Source organism: Williamsoniiplasma lucivorax ATCC 49196, assembly GCF_000518285.1.
GTDB lineage: Bacteria > Bacillota_I > Bacilli_A > Mycoplasmatales > Mycoplasmataceae > Williamsoniiplasma > Williamsoniiplasma lucivorax.
Genome location: NZ_JADH01000015.1, coordinates 1 through 16,854, shown reverse-complemented (window position 1 = coordinate 16,854; position 16,854 = coordinate 1). Strand labels below are relative to the sequence as shown.

The window sequence follows — 16,854 nt, the reverse complement described above, 5'->3', positions numbered from 1 at the left end:
GTTTTTAAAGCTTTAAATTAAGTTTTAAATGGCAGCCACAAAACCAAATTCATAGGCTGAGAAAACAGCAATGATAGTTCATAACGGCATTGTTACTGCAGCAGATACTGTTGATAGTGATGTCGATAGTGATGCTAATTCTTTTTCTTTGTTGTACAGAATTGCATAACTGACAATTGTGGTGGCAATTGGGGAAGCAGCCATCATAACAGCAACTACAAAATCGATACGGTTGATACTAAATCCGCCACTCGCATGTCCAATTGCTGCAAAAATGATAATAATGACAAATGATACAATTGGTGTTAATAAATTTCTTAGAACAACTGTTCATCAAACTAATTTATTTTGAATTGCTTCTTTAAAATTAGTTTTACCAATAATTGCTCCAACTGCTAATCAAGCAAGTGGTGTTGGTAATGCTCCTAAAAGATTTAGAATCATAGCCAACCCTGGAATTAAAGCATCTAGTCTAGTGACTGAATAATAACCATCTTTTATTCCTGCCAATGTATTTCACCCACTACCTGTGACATGAATAACCTTAATTCCTGGAATTAATTGTAGAATTCAAAGTGTGAATCCAGCAATTAACGAGATAATAATTGGTGTTAAAATAACCCCTTTAATATCTGTTCATTTCACCTTATAATTTTCTAAGGCAACAACTTGACCATTTGTGTCTTTAGCTTTTAATTTGTTACCATCAAGTCCCATTCCAGCAACTGGTTTTTTAATAACAAATAAAGCTCATGAACACATAAATAATCAAAAACCAACATTAAACATATTAGCTGCTTGTTCAACATCTGGTATGTTATTTGGAAAAACCGCTTTTACAATTGGTACCCCAAAATAAATTGTTGATCCAAAAGCGATACACATTGATAAAGTGTCTTGAATTGATTTACTTTTATTAATATATAAATATTTTGCTCCAACTGACATTGCAAAGAAGAAAATAACTCCCGCAAGCATTAACATAAGCATATTAACGATATGTTCAGTTGAAATATCTTTCATAAATGAATTAAAGATCAAAGCAGGTAAACCAATCATCACTAGTGTTTTAACAAGTGGTTGTTCTCAACCTTCTTTAAATATTTTTTTCTTTTGAATAAATCATCCTAAACCAATAACAAATGTTGCGGCTAGAATAGTTCCTCAAAAGAGTAGACTACTCAAGGCATTACCAATAGCTTGCCCTGAAGTAGTTATTTCTGAATAAAAATTCATAATTTTTTCCTTTTCATATAAGAGCAGAATCCTCCTTATACAAGTATTTTTTTCAATTAATTTTTAAAATATTACAATTTATAAATGTTGATAAGAAGTACTATACTCCACAATTTTAACTTTATAGAAAGATGGTTATTTTTTCAACCACTTTATATAAGTTTTCGTGATAATAAACAGCTTAATTTAGTTTGATAAGGATTACTTATTAAAACGATTTCTGAATAGATATTGTTTTATCTATAAAAATAAGTTAAACTATTGATTACATGTATATTTTGTGTGCTCAATCACAACACACTGGAAATGGTTGTCGTTGAAACAAATACATTGTAAAAAAAGGAGAGATACTATGGCAGAACAAAAAATGAGAATCAAAATCAAAGGCTACGACCACGCAATTGTGGATCAAAGCATCATTAAAATCATCGAAGCTGCTGAAGGAACTGGAGCGAAAGTTCGTGGACCAATACCTTTACCAACTGACAAACAAATCATTACTATTCTTCGTGCTGTTCACAAATATAAAGATTCACGTGAACAATTCGAAATGAGAACACACAAAAGATTACTAGAAATTCTAAACGCTACACCAACAACAATCGACACTCTAAAAAGAGTTCAATTACCAGCTGGTGTTGATATTGAGATTAAACTTTAGAAGACAACAAAGTATACATGATTATCATTAGGAGGATAAAAAAATGAAAGGAATCTTAGGACGTAAGGTAGAAATGACTCAAGTTTTTGCAACAGATGGACGTTTAATCCCTGTTACAATCGTTGAAGTTTTACCAAACACTGTTTTACAAGTTAAAACTCTTGAAAAAGATGGATACATCGCACTTCAATTAGGAGTTCAAGACAAAAGAGCTAACTTAGTAAACAAACCCGAAACTGGCCACTTTAAAAAAGCCAATTCCGCACCTAAGCGCTTCGTAAAAGAAATCAGAAACATGGATGGATTTGAGCAAGGACAACAAGTTGTTGCCACTGACATCTTTGAGGCTGGTCAATTAGTCGACGTAACAGGAACATCAAAAGGAAAAGGTTTTCAAGGGTCAATTAAAAGACATAACTATGCAAGAGGACCAATGGGTCATGGATCAGGATACCACCGTGGAACTGGTTCAATGGGAGCCATTATTAACCGTATTTTCAAATCAAAGAAAATGCCTGGACATATGGGACATGCGAAAAGAACAATCCAAAACTTGGAAGTTGTTTCAATCGATCTTGCGAACAACATTATGTTAATTAAAGGATCAATTCCTGGACCAAAAGGACAATTTGTTCAAGTTAAACAAAATGTTAAAGGTCTAAAAGCCAATGCAGCAGCAGAATTATTAATTAGAAAAGAAGCACAAAAAGTTGCTGAACCAAAAGTTGAAGCAGTTGAACCAAAAGTTGAAGCAGTTGTTGAACCAACAATTGCCGCAACAGAACCAACAGTTGAACCAACAGAGGAAGCAACTAATCCAGTTGCAGCTGAACCAGCTGCAACTGAAGAAAGTGCTGAGTAAGGAGGAACAATATGAAATTACAAGTTTTAAATGTTCAAGGGACAAAAACTAAAGACATTACTTTAAATGATAATGTTTGAGGAATTGAACCTCATCAACAAGCAATTTATGATACAGTTGTTTCTCAACAAGCTGCATTAAGACAAGGAACAAGAAAAGTTAAAACCCGTGCCGAAGTTAGAGGTGGGGGACGTAAACCTTGAAGACAAAAGGGAACAGGACGTGCTCGTCAAGGGTCAATCCGTTCACCTCAATGAAGAGGGGGGGGAGTTGTTTTTGGTCCAACACCAGACATCAACTACTCAAAACAAGTAAATAAAAAAGTTAGAGCTTTAGCTTTCAAATCAGCATTATCGCTAAAAGCTAAAGAAGCAAACTTAGTTATTGTCGACAAATTTGAATTTTCAAAACCATCAACTAAAGAAATGGTTGAAGTTATGAAAAACCTTCAAATGGATGATCAAAAAGTATTAATCGTGACTAAAGAAAAAGAAGACTTAGTCATCAAATCAGCAAATAATATCGCAGGTTTAAAAACAATCAACACCAAACAATTAAATGTTTTTGATTTATTAAACGCAACTAAATTATTAATTACAGAAGAAGCGGCTATGGCTGTTGAGGAGGTGTACGCATAATGCATATTACAGAAATTATTAAAAAACCAGTTTTAACTGAAAAGTCATTTATGGGACATGCAAATGGTGTTTACACATTCAAAGTTGACAAACGTGCAACTAAAACTGAAATTAAAAGAGCTTTCGAACAAATTTTCGAAGTTAAAACAAAATCAATTCGTACCGCAAACTATGATGGAAAAGAAAAGAAAATGGGACGTTTTGTTGGGAAAACAAATGCTTATAAAAAAGCAATCATCACTTTAAAAGATGGTGAGTCATTAGACGTATTAAACGATTTATAGAAAAATCTGCCCAAAATAGATAAATTATTGTAAATCACAAGCTATATAGAAAGGGATAAAATATGGCAATCAAAAAATATAAAGCGACCACGAATGGTCGCAGAAATATGACAACTATTGATTACAGCAAAGTATTAACAACAGATACTCCTGAAAAATCATTATTAAAACCATTAAAAAGTAATGGTGGAAGAAATAACCATGGTCATATTACAACTCGTCACCAAGGTGGTGGGCACAAACGTAAGTACCGTGTTATTGACTTCAAACGTAACAAACTAGACGTTGCTGGAACAATTTCAACAATTGAATACGATCCAAACCGTAACGCATTTATCTCATTAATTAATTATGTTGATGGAGAAAAACGCTACATTCTCTTTGCAAAAGGAATGGAAGTGGGAATGAAAGTGGTTGCTGGTGAACATGCTGACATTAAAGTTGGTAATGCAGCTCCACTAAAAAACATTCCTGAAGGAACTTTAATTCACAACGTTGAATTAAGACCTGGAAAAGGTGGTCAAATGGCACGTAGTGCAGGTTCATCAATCCAAATTCTTGGAAAAGATGATGATGGGAAATATGTCACATTACGTCTTGGTTCAGGAGAAGTAAGAAAAGTTTTAGCTGAATGTTATGCAACAATCGGTGAAGTTGGAAATGAAGAACGCAACTTAGTAAACTGAGGAAAAGCTGGACGTAACCGTTGAAAAGGTGTTCGTCCAACAGTTCGTGGTTCAGTGATGAACCCAAATGATCACCCACATGGAGGGGGAGAAGGACGTACACCAATTGGACGTAAGAAACCTGTCACTCCATGAGGAAAAGCTGCACTAGGAGTGCAAACTCGTGATAAGAAAAAAGCATCACAAAAATTAATTGTAAGAAGAAGAACTAAGTAGGGAGGAAAATAGATATGGCAAGATCATTAAAAAAAGGTCCATTCGCTGATGATTACTTATTTAAAAAAGTAGAAGCAATGGGTGCTAAAAAAGAAGTAATTAAAACTTGATCACGTAGATCAACAATTTTCCCTGAGTTCATCGGACATACATTTGGTGTCTACAACGGGAAAGAATTTATCCCAGTGTACGTCACTGAAGATATGGTTGGACACAAATTAGGAGAATTTGCCCCAACGCGTAAATTCGGTGGTCATGGTGATGACAAAGGTAAAAAATAGGAGATTAAGATGGAAGCAAAAGCACAATTAAGCATGATTCGTATCTCTCCTAGAAAAGCTAGATTAGTAGTAGATACAATCAGAACAAAGCCAGTAGCACAAGCTATTGCAATTCTAAACAACATGAACAAAACAGCTTCAGAACCGGTTTTAAAATTATTAAACTCAGCAATTGCAAACGCAGTTAATAATAACGGAATGGAAGCCGACAAATTATTTGTTAAAACAGTTTATGTTAACGAAGGTCCAACACTAAAGCGTTTTAGACCAAGAGCACATGGACGTGCTTATGAAATTTTAAAAAGAACAAGTCACATTACAATCATTGTAAGTGATGTTAAATAGGAGGAGTAGAAATGGGACAAAAAGTATCACCTAATGCGTTGCGCCTTGGTATTGTTAGACAATGAGAAGGTCGCTGATATGCAGAAAAAGATCAATATGTTAAATGATTGAATCAAGATATCAAAATTCGTCAAACATTATTAAAAATGTTAAACAACGCCGCTGTGGCAAAAATTGATATCGAAAGAACAACTAAAGATATTAAATTAATTATCAAATCTGCTCGTCCAGTTATTGTAATGGGGGAAAACAACAAACGTTTAGAAGACATTACATTAGCAGTTAGAAAAATTGAAAAAAACCGTAAAGCAGTAGTGAACATTAAAGTTGTGGCTATTGATAACCCAGATGGCAATGCAACATTAATTGCTCGTTGAATTGGAGAACAAATTACTAACCGTGCTTCATTCAGAACTGTGCAAAAAGTTGCGATTCGTCGTGCACTTAAATCTCATGGAGTAAAAGGAATTAAAACCACTGTTTCAGGAAGATTAGGTGGAGTTGAAATGGCTCGTACTGAAGGATATTTAGAAGGTTCAGTACCACTAACAACTTTAAGATCAAACATTGATTATGCATTATATGAAGCAAAAACTACATATGGACAAATTGGTGTAAAAGTTTGAGTTAACCACGGAGAAGTATTTGAAAAAAATGCTGCTAGTCGTGATAACGAATCACGTGATTTCAAACCACGTGATAACAAATTTGCTGATAAAAAATGAACTAATAAAGGAGGCAGAGATCACCATGTTGATACCAAAAAGAACTAAATATCGTAAGCCTCACCGTGTTAGTTATGAAGGAAAAGCAAAAGGGGCTAAAAAAGTTGATTTTGGTGAATTTGGTTTAATGGCACTAGATGGTGCATGAATTGATGACCACCAAATCGAAGCAGCTCGTATTGCAATGACTCGTTATATGAAACGTGATGGAAAAGTTTGAGTAAGAATTTTCCCACATATGTCATTAACAAGAAAACCAGCTGAAGTTCGTATGGGATCTGGAAAAGGAAACCCAGAAATCTGAGCAGCAGTTGTTAAAAAAGGAACAGTTATGTTTGAAATCGCTGGTGTGAGTGAAGAAATCGCTCGTGAAGCATTACGATTAGCAATGCATAAACTTCCAATCAAATGTAAATTTGTGAAAAGAGGTGAGTTAAATGGCTAAAAAACAATTAAGCGAAATGGAAACATTAAGAAGTTCAACAGTAATTGATCTAATCCAAATTAGTGAAAATAAAAGAGCAGAACTATTTGCTTTAAAATTCCAAGCAGCTGTTGGTAGTCTAGAACAAACTCACCGCATTTCCAATTTGAAAAAAGAAATTGCCCGAGTTGAACTAGTTTTATCTGAGAAGAGAAGAGCTGGAGAAAACACAAACATCAACGTCAAAGGTGATTATTACCAAGCCGTTGAAAACGCTGAGCAATCAGGAAAAAAAGTACGCCAAAAACAACGTGAGCAAATGGAAAAACTTCAAGCTGAACAGTTTGGAGCAACTCCAGACATGGATGCAATTGAAGCAGCTATGGCTAACGCAGACGTTGACACAAACAAAGAAGAAGGGACTAAAGAATAATGGAAAGAAATAGCCGTAAAGTATTAGCTGGTAAAGTTGTATCAGACAAAATGGACAAAACTATTATTGTTTTAGTCGAAACTTACAAAAATCACCCAATTTACAAAAAACGTGTTAAATATTCTAAAAAATATAAAGCACATGACGAACAACAAGTAGCAAAAATCGGAGATAAAGTGGAAATTATGGAAACACGTCCATTATCAAAAACTAAAAACTTCCGTTTAGTCAAAGTTATAGAAAAAGCAGTTTTATAGGAGATTAAGAGATGATTCAAAATTTATCCGTATTAAACGTCGCTGATAATTCAGGCGCTAAACAAGTTCGTGTGATTCGTAATTTAGGTGGATCTGTGCGTAAATTCACAGGTATTGGCGATATTATTGTTTGTTCAGTGATTGCTGCAGCACCAAACAGTGCTGTTAAAAAAGGAACAGTTGTGAAAGCTGTTATTGTGCGTACAAAAAGAGAATTGAGAAGAGATGATGGAACATACATCAAATTCTCAGAAAATGCAGTTGTGTTAGTTAAAGAAGATAAGAACCCACGTGGAACTCGTATCTTTGGCCCAATTGCGAGAGAAGTTAAGGAAGCTGGTTTTGTTAAAATTGCTTCTTTAGCTCCAGAAGTATTATAGGAGGAATTATGGCTAAGTCTAAATTAAAAAAAGGTGATCTAGTTAAAGTTCTTGCCGGTTCTCATAAAGGAGAAAAGGGACCTATAACTTGAATCTCAAAAGATAAAATGACTGTATCAGTGCAAGGGGTTGAAGTGTTAAAACATGTCAAACCTTCAAACACTGATACAGAAGGTGGGATTAAAAAAATTCCTGCCAAACTAAATATCTCAAATGTCGGTTATGTTGATCCAAAAGCGAAAGACAAACCAACAAGAATTGGTTATGAAATTCACGATGGTAAAAAAGTTCGTGTTTCACGCCGTTCAAAACAAACATTAAAATAGGAGGCAATTAAAAATATGAAATCAAGATTAGAAACTAAATATAAAAACGAAATTGTCTCTGCTTTAATGAAAGAGAGACAATACAAATCAGTGATGCAAGTTCCTAAAATTACTAAAATTGTAATTAACATGGGAATTGGTGATGCAACAACTGATCCAAAAAAATTAGATACAGCAATGAATGAATTAACTTTAATTAGTGGACAAAAACCAATTGCCACTAAAGCAAAAAAATCATTAGCTGTCTTCAAATTACGTGAAGGAATGCCAATCGGGACAAAAGTTACTTTAAGAGGTAAAAAAATGTACGACTTCCTTGACAAATTAATCAATGTGGCACTACCACGTGTCCGTGACTTTAGAGGAGTTCCCAAAAATTCATTTGATGGATTTGGGAACTACACCCTGGGAACTAAAGAACAAATCATTTTCCCAGAAATCGATTTTGATAAGGTGCAAAGATTACGTGGGATGGATATCACCATCGTAACCAACGCAACCACAAATGAAGACGCATTCGCATTATTAGAAAAAATCGGAATGCCGTTTTCTAAATAGAAAGGCAACGGAGTTAAAATGGCAAAAAAATCATTAAAAGTTAAACAAGCTAAACACCAAAAATTTGGTGTTAGAAATTACACACGTTGCAATCACTGTGGAAGACCACATGCTGTGTTAAAAAAATTCGGAATTTGCCGTCTATGCTTTAGAAAATTTGCATATGAAGGACAAATTCCTGGTGTTAGAAAAGCATCATGATAGTGAAAGGGAGTAGAAGAAAATGACAACAGACGTAATTGCAGATATGCTTACTCGTATTCGTAATGCTAACCAGAGATATTTAAAAACAGTAAATATGCCTGGAAGCAAAATGAAAAACGAGATTGCTGAAATTCTTAAAAAAGAAGGATTTATTGCAGGATATGCAATCAATAAAGAAAACAAAAACGAAATCACTATCGAAATGAAATATCAAGGAAAAACTCGTGTGATCCAAGGCTTGAAAAAAATCTCAAAACCAGGATTAAGAGTTTATGCTCCTGCTAGTGAAATTCCTCAAGTTTTAAATGGACTAGGAATCGCTATTGTTTCAACATCACAAGGAATCATGACAGACAAACAAGCTCGCCAAGACAAAGTTGGTGGAGAAGTGATTGCCTTTGTTTGATAGAAAGTAGGTATTTAGATATATGTCACGTATAGGAAACAGAATATTAACAGTCCCTGCTGGAGTTGAAATTAATATTTCAGAAAACAACACAGTTACTATTAAAGGACCAAAAGGTCAATTAACACAACAATTTTCACCCCTAATCAAAATCGAAGTTCAAGGAACTGAACTAACAACAACCCGTGCTAACGAAGTTAAGCACACCAAACAACTTCATGGAACAACTAATTCTTTATTACAAGGAATGCTAACTGGTGTGAGTGATGGATTCAAAATCGAATTAGAAATCATCGGAGTTGGATACAAAGCTAACTTAGCTGGAAGCATCTTAAACTTAGCATTAGGATTCTCACACCCAATTACCTTTGCAATTCCCCAAGGAATTACAATCGAAGTTCCCAAACCAACCCAAGTCTTGGTTTCAGGAATTAGTAAGCAATTAGTTGGTGAAGTGGCTGCTAAAATTAGAGCATACAAAAAACCTGAACCATATAAAGGTAAAGGGATTAAATACAAAAATGAACATATCATTAGAAAAGAAGGGAAGGCAGCTGGAAAATAGGCTGGTAAGGATTAAATTATGAAATTTACTAAACAAGAAGCTAGAAAACGCCGTCATTTCCGTGTTCGTAAAAAAGTGATCGGAACTGCTGAAAAGCCAAGATTAAATGTATTTAAATCAAACACAAATTTCTATGCTCAAATTATTGATGATGTTGCTGGAGTAACTTTAATCAGTGCTTCAACAATGAAAACATCATTAAAATCAAAATCAAACATTGAAGCTGCTGTAACTGTCGCTAACGAAATCGCAAAAAAAGCGAAAGCAGCTAAAATTGAAGAAGTGGTATTCGATCGTGGTGGTTATCAATATCATGGAAAAGTGAAAGCTTTCGCTGATGCAGCTCGTGAAGCTGGCTTAAAATTCTAGAAAGGTGGATGGAGATATGACTGAAGAAATGAATGTAAATCAAGTTGCAGAAGTAACATCGACAACTGAAGAAAACAAACCAACTCAAGCAAAAAAATTTGAACGTAAGTTCAATAACTCTAGACCATCAAATAGAGATAACAAAAAAGATGGAAACCGCCGTCCCAAACGTCCCGTTCCAATCAAAGATGACTTTGAAGAAAAAGTGGTCACAATTCGCCGTGTAACGAAAGTTACTAAAGGTGGACGTCACTTCCGTTTCGCAGCAGTTGTTGTTGTCGGGAACAAAAAAGGACAAGTTGGACTAGGAACTGGAAAAGCTAACGAAGTCCCTGATGCAATTAAAAAAGCAATCAAAGAAGCACGTAAAAACCTAATTACTGTCTCATTGCGTGGAACAACAGTTCCTCATGATATTATCGGTCAATTTGGAGCAGGGCGCGTCTTAATTAAACCAGCTAAACAAGGAACTGGAATTATTGCCGGAGGACCAAGTCGTGCTGTGATTGAATTAGCGGGAATCGAAGATATTTACGCTAAATCATTAGGAAGCAACAACCCAATCAATATGATCCGTGCTACTTTAGATGGTTTAACTAATATGCATACGATGGCTAAAGTGCAAGAATTAAGATTTGGTCGAGTTAAAAAACCAACTCAACCAAGTCCAACTCAACCAGCCAAACCAGCTCAGCCAAAAGTAGAAGAAGGAAAATAGGAGAACTAACTGATGAAATTAAATGAATTAAAATATACACCAGGAAGTAAAACTAAAAAAACTATTATTGGTCGTGGAATGGCTTCTGGAAAAGGGAAAACTGCTACTCGTGGTCACAAAGGACAAAACTCACGTTCTGGAGGGGGTGTGAGACCTGGATTTGAAGGGGGACAAACTCCTTTATTCCGTCGACTACCAAAAATTGGTTTCACTTCACCAAATCAAAAAGAATATGTTTTGATCAATTTAGATCAATTACAAAAATTGGGATTAACTGAAGTTAATCACAAAACACTAATTGAAAAAGGTGTGATTCGTCACGAAAAACAATTAGTCAAAGTTTTAGGTAATGGGGAATTGACATTAAAAGTTAACTTAACTGTCAATAAAATCTCACAAAATGCTCAACAAGCTGTTGAAAAAAATGGCGGAAAAGTAACATTAATTTAAAGATTAATCAACAAGCAAGGTTTAACCTTGCTTTTTATTTTGCTCAACAAATTAAATAAATAAATCTGGAATGGGTTAATATTTGACTAGGTGAAATTAGCCCCATGATTTGTAAAATTCATAATATTGAGCTAATTTAGTAGTGTTATATTTCCAAGGATAATAATCGATATAGTCAATTGACCGTAATTAAATTAAAAGGTTCTTCTTGCCTTATTCCTTTCAATTACTCATTGCTTCATTAATAATGAATGTGCCCTCATAAAAGGGTTATTTTTTTAAAAAATCAATATCATCAAAAAAGCATAAGATAATGTAAGTTTACTCTCAGAACAATAATGATTGTTTTGTAAGAAAGGAAGAAACATAAAGTATAAACACTATAGTGAAGATTTAAGTAATTAAATATTTTTAAAGTACTTAAATCTTTAGTTTTTTAACTTTTTTACAATATAAAAAATTATTAAATATAAATGTAAGTATTAATACTTATATTTTATCTATAAAGGAGGATGACATGAATGAAAATAAAAAAATTATGATTTATTCACCTACTGATGGTCTTATAAAACCAATAAGTGAATTGAATGATGGTGTTTTTTCTGAAGGTATGTTGGGTGAGGGTTGTTTTATTAAACCCACTACAGATGTATTCTTTTCACCATTTGAAAAATGCAAATTATTGCAAATTTTTGATACTAAACATGCTTATTTTTTAGAGTCTGAAGATGTAAAAATATTAATTCACATTGGCTTAGATACAGTGATTTTAAACGGTAAACCTTTTGAAACTTTTGTCAAAGAAAACGATGAATTAAAATTAGATACACCAATTGTAAAAATAAATAGAAATATGATTGAAGAACATAATTTGAGTTTAGATACACCAATTGTAATCGATTTAAATGAAAATAAAGGATGAAAATTTAATTTATTAAAAGATGGATTTGTCAAACAAGGTGAAAAAATTGCTGAATTAATATATGATGAAAAAAATATTAAACCAATAGTAAAACCAAAAAACATTTTAAAATTCAGTTTAAAAGAATCAATGGCAAATGGGATATTTATAAAAAATCGTGATGAAGAAATTGCTGGTAGAATTTATAATGCAATCGGAACAAAAAATAATTACGAAAAATATTACAATTGTGTAACTAGATTGCGTTTTATAATCAAAAATAAATCTCTAATAAAAGAAGAGGAAATAAGAAAGATCGATATTGTTAAAGGTTTGAAATGAAACGGCGCAGAGCTTCAAGTAATTATTGGTGGTGAAGTTGAAAAAATAAAAGATGGTTTAGATCGATACTTGATCAACTTATCTAAACCTAAAGAGTTTATTTGGAAACATAAAACTGAAAAGCAAAATTTTTCAAAATCTTTACTAAATTTAATTAAGGGTATAATAATTCCTGCAATTCCCGCATTAATAGGGGTTGGTTTAATTAATGCAATTCAAGCTGTTTTGCAACAAGCCGGATTAATTCAAAATGTTTCACCATCATCAAATTTTGCTTCTTATACTTTAGCAACTCAATTAGTCTATTTAATTTCTGGTGGAGCAACATTGTTTATGGGAATCTTTTTCACATACAATGCTGTCAAACATTTTGGAGGAAATCCTATACTTGGTTTGACTATGGGATTAATACTAACCGCCCCAATTATTTTTAAAGGAGTTCTAAATATTGGACCCACAGGTGTTGTATCGGCTTTGCCATGAAGCTATACATTATTAAGTTCTAAAATAGATGGGATTAATTATGTGTGAATGAAAATTGGACCAACACCTGGTTCGATCATAACTTCCACATTGGTTGGTTATATATTAGTTAAGGCTGAATTTTTTGGGAAAAAAAGATTTACTAGTTGAAGTCAAATGATGACAACACCAACCTTTGCATTATTAATTGCATCTGTATCAGCTTTCTTTATTGTAGGCCCTGTGATTTCTGTATTCGAAGCAACTATTGGATTTATCTTTTCTTATGTAAATAAAATGCCAAGTTGATTGTCAATCGGTATATTTGCAGCAATATTTCAACCATTAGTGATAACTGGTGCACATGGGCCTTTAATAACTATATTGCAAATTCCAATGTTAAATGACCCAGATCCTTATATTAAAGGAATTAAAACCTTGCAACTTTTTGCAGCGATTCCAATATCTCATTTAGCACAAGCTGGTGCTTCAATTGGTCTCTATTTTATTGTTAAAAATCAAAATTTGAAACAAATGATCACAGCCGGGGTTCCTGTTGCATTATTAGGAATTACCGAACCATTAATGTTTGGTGCAAATTTACCAAAAACAAAAGCATTTGTGTTTGCATGTGTTGGTGCTGGAGTTGGTGGATTGGTTGCTGGAATCATGGGTGTTCAATTTTATGCTGGTGTTAAAGCGGGCATGGGTGGTTGATTTTCTTTATTGAGTGCAAATGGTCCTCTTCATGACACAAAGTCATTAATCGCAATGCTTGTGGGTTTCATACTTGCAATGAGCACCTCATCAATTTTAGTTTTATTACTCCAAAAGGACCGTGTAAGTGAAAGAATAGGTATTTTGAAAGCAAATAAATTACTATCTAAATTTATGAAAAATCAAAATTTAGATAGTACTACTCAAGTTAATGAAAAAATTGAAAATTTAAAAAATATTTATAACAAAAACCTGATAAAAAAAATAAAATTATACGAAAAACAAGAATCTATAATTCAAGAAAAAGCAAATAAAATTAAACTTTTAAATGATAAGGAAACAGCACGTAGTGAAAAATTGGCTAAAAAATTCAATCTATATAATGAAAAAATCAAAATAGAAAAAAATAGTAATTCAATCCATAAATTAGAGTTGATATTAGAAAAATTAAATACCCCAAAATATGAAGACAAAATTCTTATATTAGAAGATTTCATCTATAAAGCTAAGCAAGATAACTTACCAACAAGTAATGAAATTAAACAAATCACTCAAAGTAATGAAAACTTAGTTAAAGAAATTTTAGATATTTTTGAAAAAAACCAAAATAAAGAATTAGTAAATAAAATTTATAATAAATACTCAAATGCTATTAATTCTGTTTTCATCAATTTAGGTGAAAAAGAAAAATTAAGCTCAAAATTTAATAAACAAGAAATATTATTATTTAAACATAATTAAAGAAAAGAGGGATTACAATATGAAAAATATACCAAAAGAATTTTTATGAGGTGGCTCATCAAGCGCATATCAAATTGAAGGCGCTTGAAATGAAGATGGTAAAGGAGTTTCAATCCAAGATTTAGAAGAACCTATGTTTATTTCATTAAAACATCCTGATAAAACTGATTTTAAAATAGCTTCTGATCATTATCACCATTGAAAAGAAGACATTGCATTAATGACTGAAATGGGATTTAAATCTTATCGATTTTCGATTAGCTGACCCAGAATTTATCCAACAGGTTTAGAAGAAACACCCAATTCTAAAGGAATAAAATTTTATCACAACTTAATTGATGAATTGATCAAACACAATATTGAACCAATTGTCACCATTTATCATTTCGACATGCCAATTAAATTGAGTGAAATGGGTGGATGAAATAATCGAGATGTCGTTGTCCCAGCTTATGTTAAATATGCTAAAACTCTATTTGAAGAATTTAAAACAAAAGTTAATTATTGACAAACAATTAATGAATTAAATTTAAATATTTTGTTCGAACATATTTTAAATAAATTAGAAAATGGTGTTGATGATGGAACTTCTAAATATCAAGCTTTTCATAACGCCAATATTGCACAAGCACTTGCAATTAAGCAACTGAGAAAGATATCTAATACTGCAAAAATAGGTGTAGCACCAAACATTACTTATGTCTATCCCAAAACTTGTAAACCAGAAGATGTTCTTGCTGCAGATAACGCTAACATTCTAAGAAATTGAGCACATATCGATATTTTTACAAAAGGAGAATACGATCCAATTTTATTAAATTATTGGAAAGAAAATAATTATAATGTTGAAATACTACCTGGTGATATGGAATTATTTAAATCTATAAATATTGATTTTATTGCCTTTAATTATTATAGTTCAACAACAGTGTCTGCCCCAGTTAAAGACAGTGAATTTAAAAAGGGCGATCAAAAGTGAGCTTTTAATATTGAAAATATGTTTCAAATTGCAAGTAATGAATTTTTAGAAAAGACCAAATATTCAACTATGGATCCGATTGGTTTTAGATTAACATCCAGAGCATTACACACACGTTATAATTTACCAATTATAATTACTGAAAATGGTTTAAGTGCAAGAGATATCTTAACTGATGATTTTAAAATACATGATGATTATCGTATTAAATATTTACGTTCACACATTGAACAAATTCCATTAATCATCAATGACGGGGTTGAATTATTTGGTTATAACTTATGAAGTGCCATTGATTTAGTTTCTACTCATGAAGGATTTCAAAAACGTTATGGTTTAGTTTATGTCAATCGTGAAGAAAAAGATTTAAAAAGATATAAAAAAGATTCTTTTTATTGATATAAAAAAGTTATTGCATCAAATGGTGATGATATAAAATAAACTATTATTAAATGATAAAAATCACTTTAAGTGATTTTTTATTATTTTCCATATTATCTTAATTTATTTACATCTAATTAATCAAAGAATAAAATTTGGATATAAACAAGGAGTTAAAAATGAAAAGTATTTTAGGTAGGTTAATAGAAATAAGTGACTCTTATGAACAAACCAGCACAACAATTATTGCTTCTGTTATTTTGGAAAATTATCTAAAAGGAGAATTTTTTGATCAAAAGGAATTAGCTGAAAAAGCGCATGTTTCTGTTCCACTAATAACTCTTTTTTGTCAAAAACTTGGTTTTTCTGGATATAAAGAATTTAAAACGATTTTACAACTAGAACATCAACATTATTTCAATGAGAGAAAATCAACAACCAAAATAAAAGAACCCTCTCTTTCTTCTGGAATTAATTTAGTTAGAGACATTTATAAAAATTTCTTTCTAGATATTGTAGAAAATGAATGTTTTCTTACCTCTTTCATTGAAGAATTGAAAAATAATAAAGGACTAACTATTTTCACAGCTTATTCGACAACAAATGCGGCTAGTTTTGCTGTGAATCTATTCAACGGCAAAGGTTACAGTTGTCGTTATTTAAATGAAGCAGAAAATCATATGGAAGCAAGAAAACATTTTTGTGAAAATAAAGATGTCTTTCTGGTTATTTTATTTGGTCAAGACACAAAACGATTATTTGGTATTTTAAAAACATTGGATAAAAATAAGGTTTTTATAATTACTTCAACTGGCAAAAGAGATTATGTAAAAGATTATAAAAACGTATTTGTTATTAAATCACATTTAAAATTTAATGGTTATTTTTATAGAACAATACTTTTAGAATCTTTATTTATGATTATTTTAGAGTCAATTGAAAATGATGGTCTTTAAATAACTCTAAGCAAATTTGAAAATTCACTATTAACTTGCTTATGTTAATGCTAACTGGAATTGGATTGAAACCAACTATATCAAGATTTGATAAATCAACTGACAAGTGTTTTATCGAAGGTTAGAATGTGATAATTGAATAATAAGTAAAAATGAATTTACACAAAAACTGGTAAAGACCCAAAACAAAAACAAACCCGTTGCTTTGGGTCTGTAAAGAATTTTGTGTAAATTCCAAAACACACGATTAACTTTGTAGTAAGTTAATAATGAAGAATGGAGATAACACATGAAAAAACAACCAAAAGATTCTTTCGAACAAGGTCTAGACCTAATACTTGAAAATGAAAA

General features: G+C 32.1%; 24 protein-coding genes. 23 read left to right on the top strand and 1 reads right to left on the bottom strand.

The genetic code is table 4. The features are described 5' to 3' along the window. Window positions 1-24: 24 nt before the first annotated feature. Window positions 25-1,236 carry an AEC family transporter gene (locus tag P695_RS0104100; protein WP_028126981.1) on the bottom strand — a complete coding sequence of 404 codons (1,212 nt, stop codon included), beginning with the start codon at window positions 1,234-1,236 and terminating at the stop codon, window positions 25-27. A 352-nt stretch (window positions 1,237-1,588) separates the two neighbouring features. Here P695_RS0104100 and rpsJ point away from each other — a divergent pair, with 352 nt between their 5' ends. The 23 genes from rpsJ to P695_RS0103985 all read left to right on the top strand — a co-directional run bounded on the left by rpsJ (window position 1,589) and on the right by P695_RS0103985 (window position 16,503). Further along, entirely contained in the window at window positions 1,589-1,897 is a 309-nt protein-coding gene (rpsJ, locus tag P695_RS0104095) for a 30S ribosomal protein S10 (protein ID WP_025734031.1), read from the top strand. A 43-nt stretch (window positions 1,898-1,940) separates the two neighbouring features. Then, window positions 1,941-2,759: a 50S ribosomal protein L3 gene (gene rplC, locus P695_RS0104090; RefSeq protein ID WP_028126980.1), complete on the top strand. Its 819-nt coding sequence runs from the start codon at window positions 1,941-1,943 to the stop codon at window positions 2,757-2,759. 11 nt (window positions 2,760-2,770) lie between these two features. Beyond that, complete coding sequence (gene rplD / locus P695_RS0104085; RefSeq protein WP_028126979.1) at window positions 2,771-3,397, top strand: 50S ribosomal protein L4; 627 nt, start codon at window positions 2,771-2,773, stop codon at window positions 3,395-3,397. Then, complete coding sequence (rplW, locus tag P695_RS0104080) at window positions 3,397-3,681, top strand: 50S ribosomal protein L23 (protein WP_028126978.1); 285 nt, start codon at window positions 3,397-3,399, stop codon at window positions 3,679-3,681. Before rplD ends, rplW begins: the two co-directional genes overlap by 1 nt. 62 nt (window positions 3,682-3,743) lie before the next feature. After that, window positions 3,744-4,583 (top strand): 50S ribosomal protein L2, encoded by an 840-nt coding sequence (gene rplB / locus P695_RS0104075; RefSeq protein WP_028126977.1) that lies wholly within the window; start codon window positions 3,744-3,746, stop codon window positions 4,581-4,583. A 14-nt stretch (window positions 4,584-4,597) separates the two neighbouring features. Further along, on the top strand, window positions 4,598-4,864 hold the full coding sequence (rpsS, locus tag P695_RS0104070; protein WP_028126976.1) for a 30S ribosomal protein S19: 267 nt from the start codon (window positions 4,598-4,600) through the stop codon (window positions 4,862-4,864). A 9-nt stretch (window positions 4,865-4,873) separates the two neighbouring features. After that, window positions 4,874-5,209, top strand: a complete 336-nt coding sequence (gene rplV, locus P695_RS0104065; protein WP_028126975.1) for a 50S ribosomal protein L22 — start codon at window positions 4,874-4,876, stop codon at window positions 5,207-5,209. Window positions 5,210-5,220: 11 nt separating this feature from the next. After that, window positions 5,221-5,982, top strand: coding sequence for a 30S ribosomal protein S3 (gene rpsC / locus P695_RS0104060; RefSeq protein WP_028126974.1), 762 nt, complete (start codon window positions 5,221-5,223; stop codon window positions 5,980-5,982). Beyond that, window positions 5,960-6,379 carry a 50S ribosomal protein L16 gene (gene rplP / locus P695_RS0104055; protein WP_028126973.1) on the top strand — a complete coding sequence of 140 codons (420 nt, stop codon included), beginning with the start codon at window positions 5,960-5,962 and terminating at the stop codon, window positions 6,377-6,379. Before rpsC ends, rplP begins: the two co-directional genes overlap by 23 nt. Continuing rightward, window positions 6,372-6,791: a 50S ribosomal protein L29 gene (gene rpmC, locus P695_RS0104050; RefSeq protein WP_028126972.1), complete on the top strand. Its 420-nt coding sequence runs from the start codon at window positions 6,372-6,374 to the stop codon at window positions 6,789-6,791. The genes rplP and rpmC overlap by 8 nt, the downstream gene beginning before the upstream one ends. Further along, the gene (rpsQ, locus tag P695_RS0104045; protein ID WP_181040943.1) at window positions 6,788-7,048 is read left to right on the top strand and encodes a 30S ribosomal protein S17; all 261 of its coding nucleotides are present in this window, start codon (window positions 6,788-6,790) and stop codon (window positions 7,046-7,048) included. The genes rpmC and rpsQ overlap by 4 nt, the downstream gene beginning before the upstream one ends. A gap of 11 nt (window positions 7,049-7,059) precedes the next feature. Next, complete coding sequence (gene rplN / locus P695_RS0104040; protein WP_028126970.1) at window positions 7,060-7,428, top strand: 50S ribosomal protein L14; 369 nt, start codon at window positions 7,060-7,062, stop codon at window positions 7,426-7,428. Window positions 7,429-7,436: 8 nt separating this feature from the next. Beyond that, window positions 7,437-7,754 (top strand): 50S ribosomal protein L24, encoded by a 318-nt coding sequence (gene rplX, locus P695_RS0104035; protein ID WP_028126969.1) that lies wholly within the window; start codon window positions 7,437-7,439, stop codon window positions 7,752-7,754. 15 nt (window positions 7,755-7,769) lie between these two features. Next, the gene (gene rplE, locus P695_RS0104030; RefSeq protein ID WP_028126968.1) at window positions 7,770-8,312 is read left to right on the top strand and encodes a 50S ribosomal protein L5; all 543 of its coding nucleotides are present in this window, start codon (window positions 7,770-7,772) and stop codon (window positions 8,310-8,312) included. 18 nt (window positions 8,313-8,330) lie between these two features. Further along, the gene (locus P695_RS0104025; protein WP_028126967.1) at window positions 8,331-8,516 is read left to right on the top strand and encodes a type Z 30S ribosomal protein S14; all 186 of its coding nucleotides are present in this window, start codon (window positions 8,331-8,333) and stop codon (window positions 8,514-8,516) included. A 19-nt stretch (window positions 8,517-8,535) separates the two neighbouring features. After that, window positions 8,536-8,925 (top strand): 30S ribosomal protein S8, encoded by a 390-nt coding sequence (rpsH, locus tag P695_RS0104020; RefSeq protein ID WP_028126966.1) that lies wholly within the window; start codon window positions 8,536-8,538, stop codon window positions 8,923-8,925. A 19-nt stretch (window positions 8,926-8,944) separates the two neighbouring features. After that, window positions 8,945-9,487, top strand: a complete 543-nt coding sequence (gene rplF / locus P695_RS0104015; protein ID WP_028126965.1) for a 50S ribosomal protein L6 — start codon at window positions 8,945-8,947, stop codon at window positions 9,485-9,487. A gap of 18 nt (window positions 9,488-9,505) precedes the next feature. Beyond that, a complete protein-coding gene (gene rplR, locus P695_RS0104010; RefSeq protein ID WP_028126964.1) occupies window positions 9,506-9,856 on the top strand; it encodes a 50S ribosomal protein L18 in 351 nt (116 codons plus the stop codon). A gap of 16 nt (window positions 9,857-9,872) precedes the next feature. Continuing rightward, window positions 9,873-10,574 (top strand): 30S ribosomal protein S5, encoded by a 702-nt coding sequence (gene rpsE, locus P695_RS05595; protein ID WP_084331612.1) that lies wholly within the window; start codon window positions 9,873-9,875, stop codon window positions 10,572-10,574. Window positions 10,575-10,586: 12 nt separating this feature from the next. Next, window positions 10,587-11,024 carry a 50S ribosomal protein L15 gene (gene rplO / locus P695_RS0104000; protein WP_028126963.1) on the top strand — a complete coding sequence of 146 codons (438 nt, stop codon included), beginning with the start codon at window positions 10,587-10,589 and terminating at the stop codon, window positions 11,022-11,024. Between the two features lie 517 nt (window positions 11,025-11,541). Further along, window positions 11,542-14,187 carry a PTS sugar transporter subunit IIABC gene (locus P695_RS0103995; protein ID WP_028126962.1) on the top strand — a complete coding sequence of 882 codons (2,646 nt, stop codon included), beginning with the start codon at window positions 11,542-11,544 and terminating at the stop codon, window positions 14,185-14,187. Window positions 14,188-14,206: 19 nt separating this feature from the next. Next, a complete protein-coding gene (locus P695_RS0103990) occupies window positions 14,207-15,607 on the top strand; it encodes a glycoside hydrolase family 1 protein (protein WP_035026507.1) in 1,401 nt (466 codons plus the stop codon). A 119-nt stretch (window positions 15,608-15,726) separates the two neighbouring features. Next, entirely contained in the window at window positions 15,727-16,503 is a 777-nt protein-coding gene (locus P695_RS0103985; protein ID WP_028126960.1) for a MurR/RpiR family transcriptional regulator, read from the top strand. The last annotated feature ends 351 nt before the right edge of the window (window positions 16,504-16,854 follow it).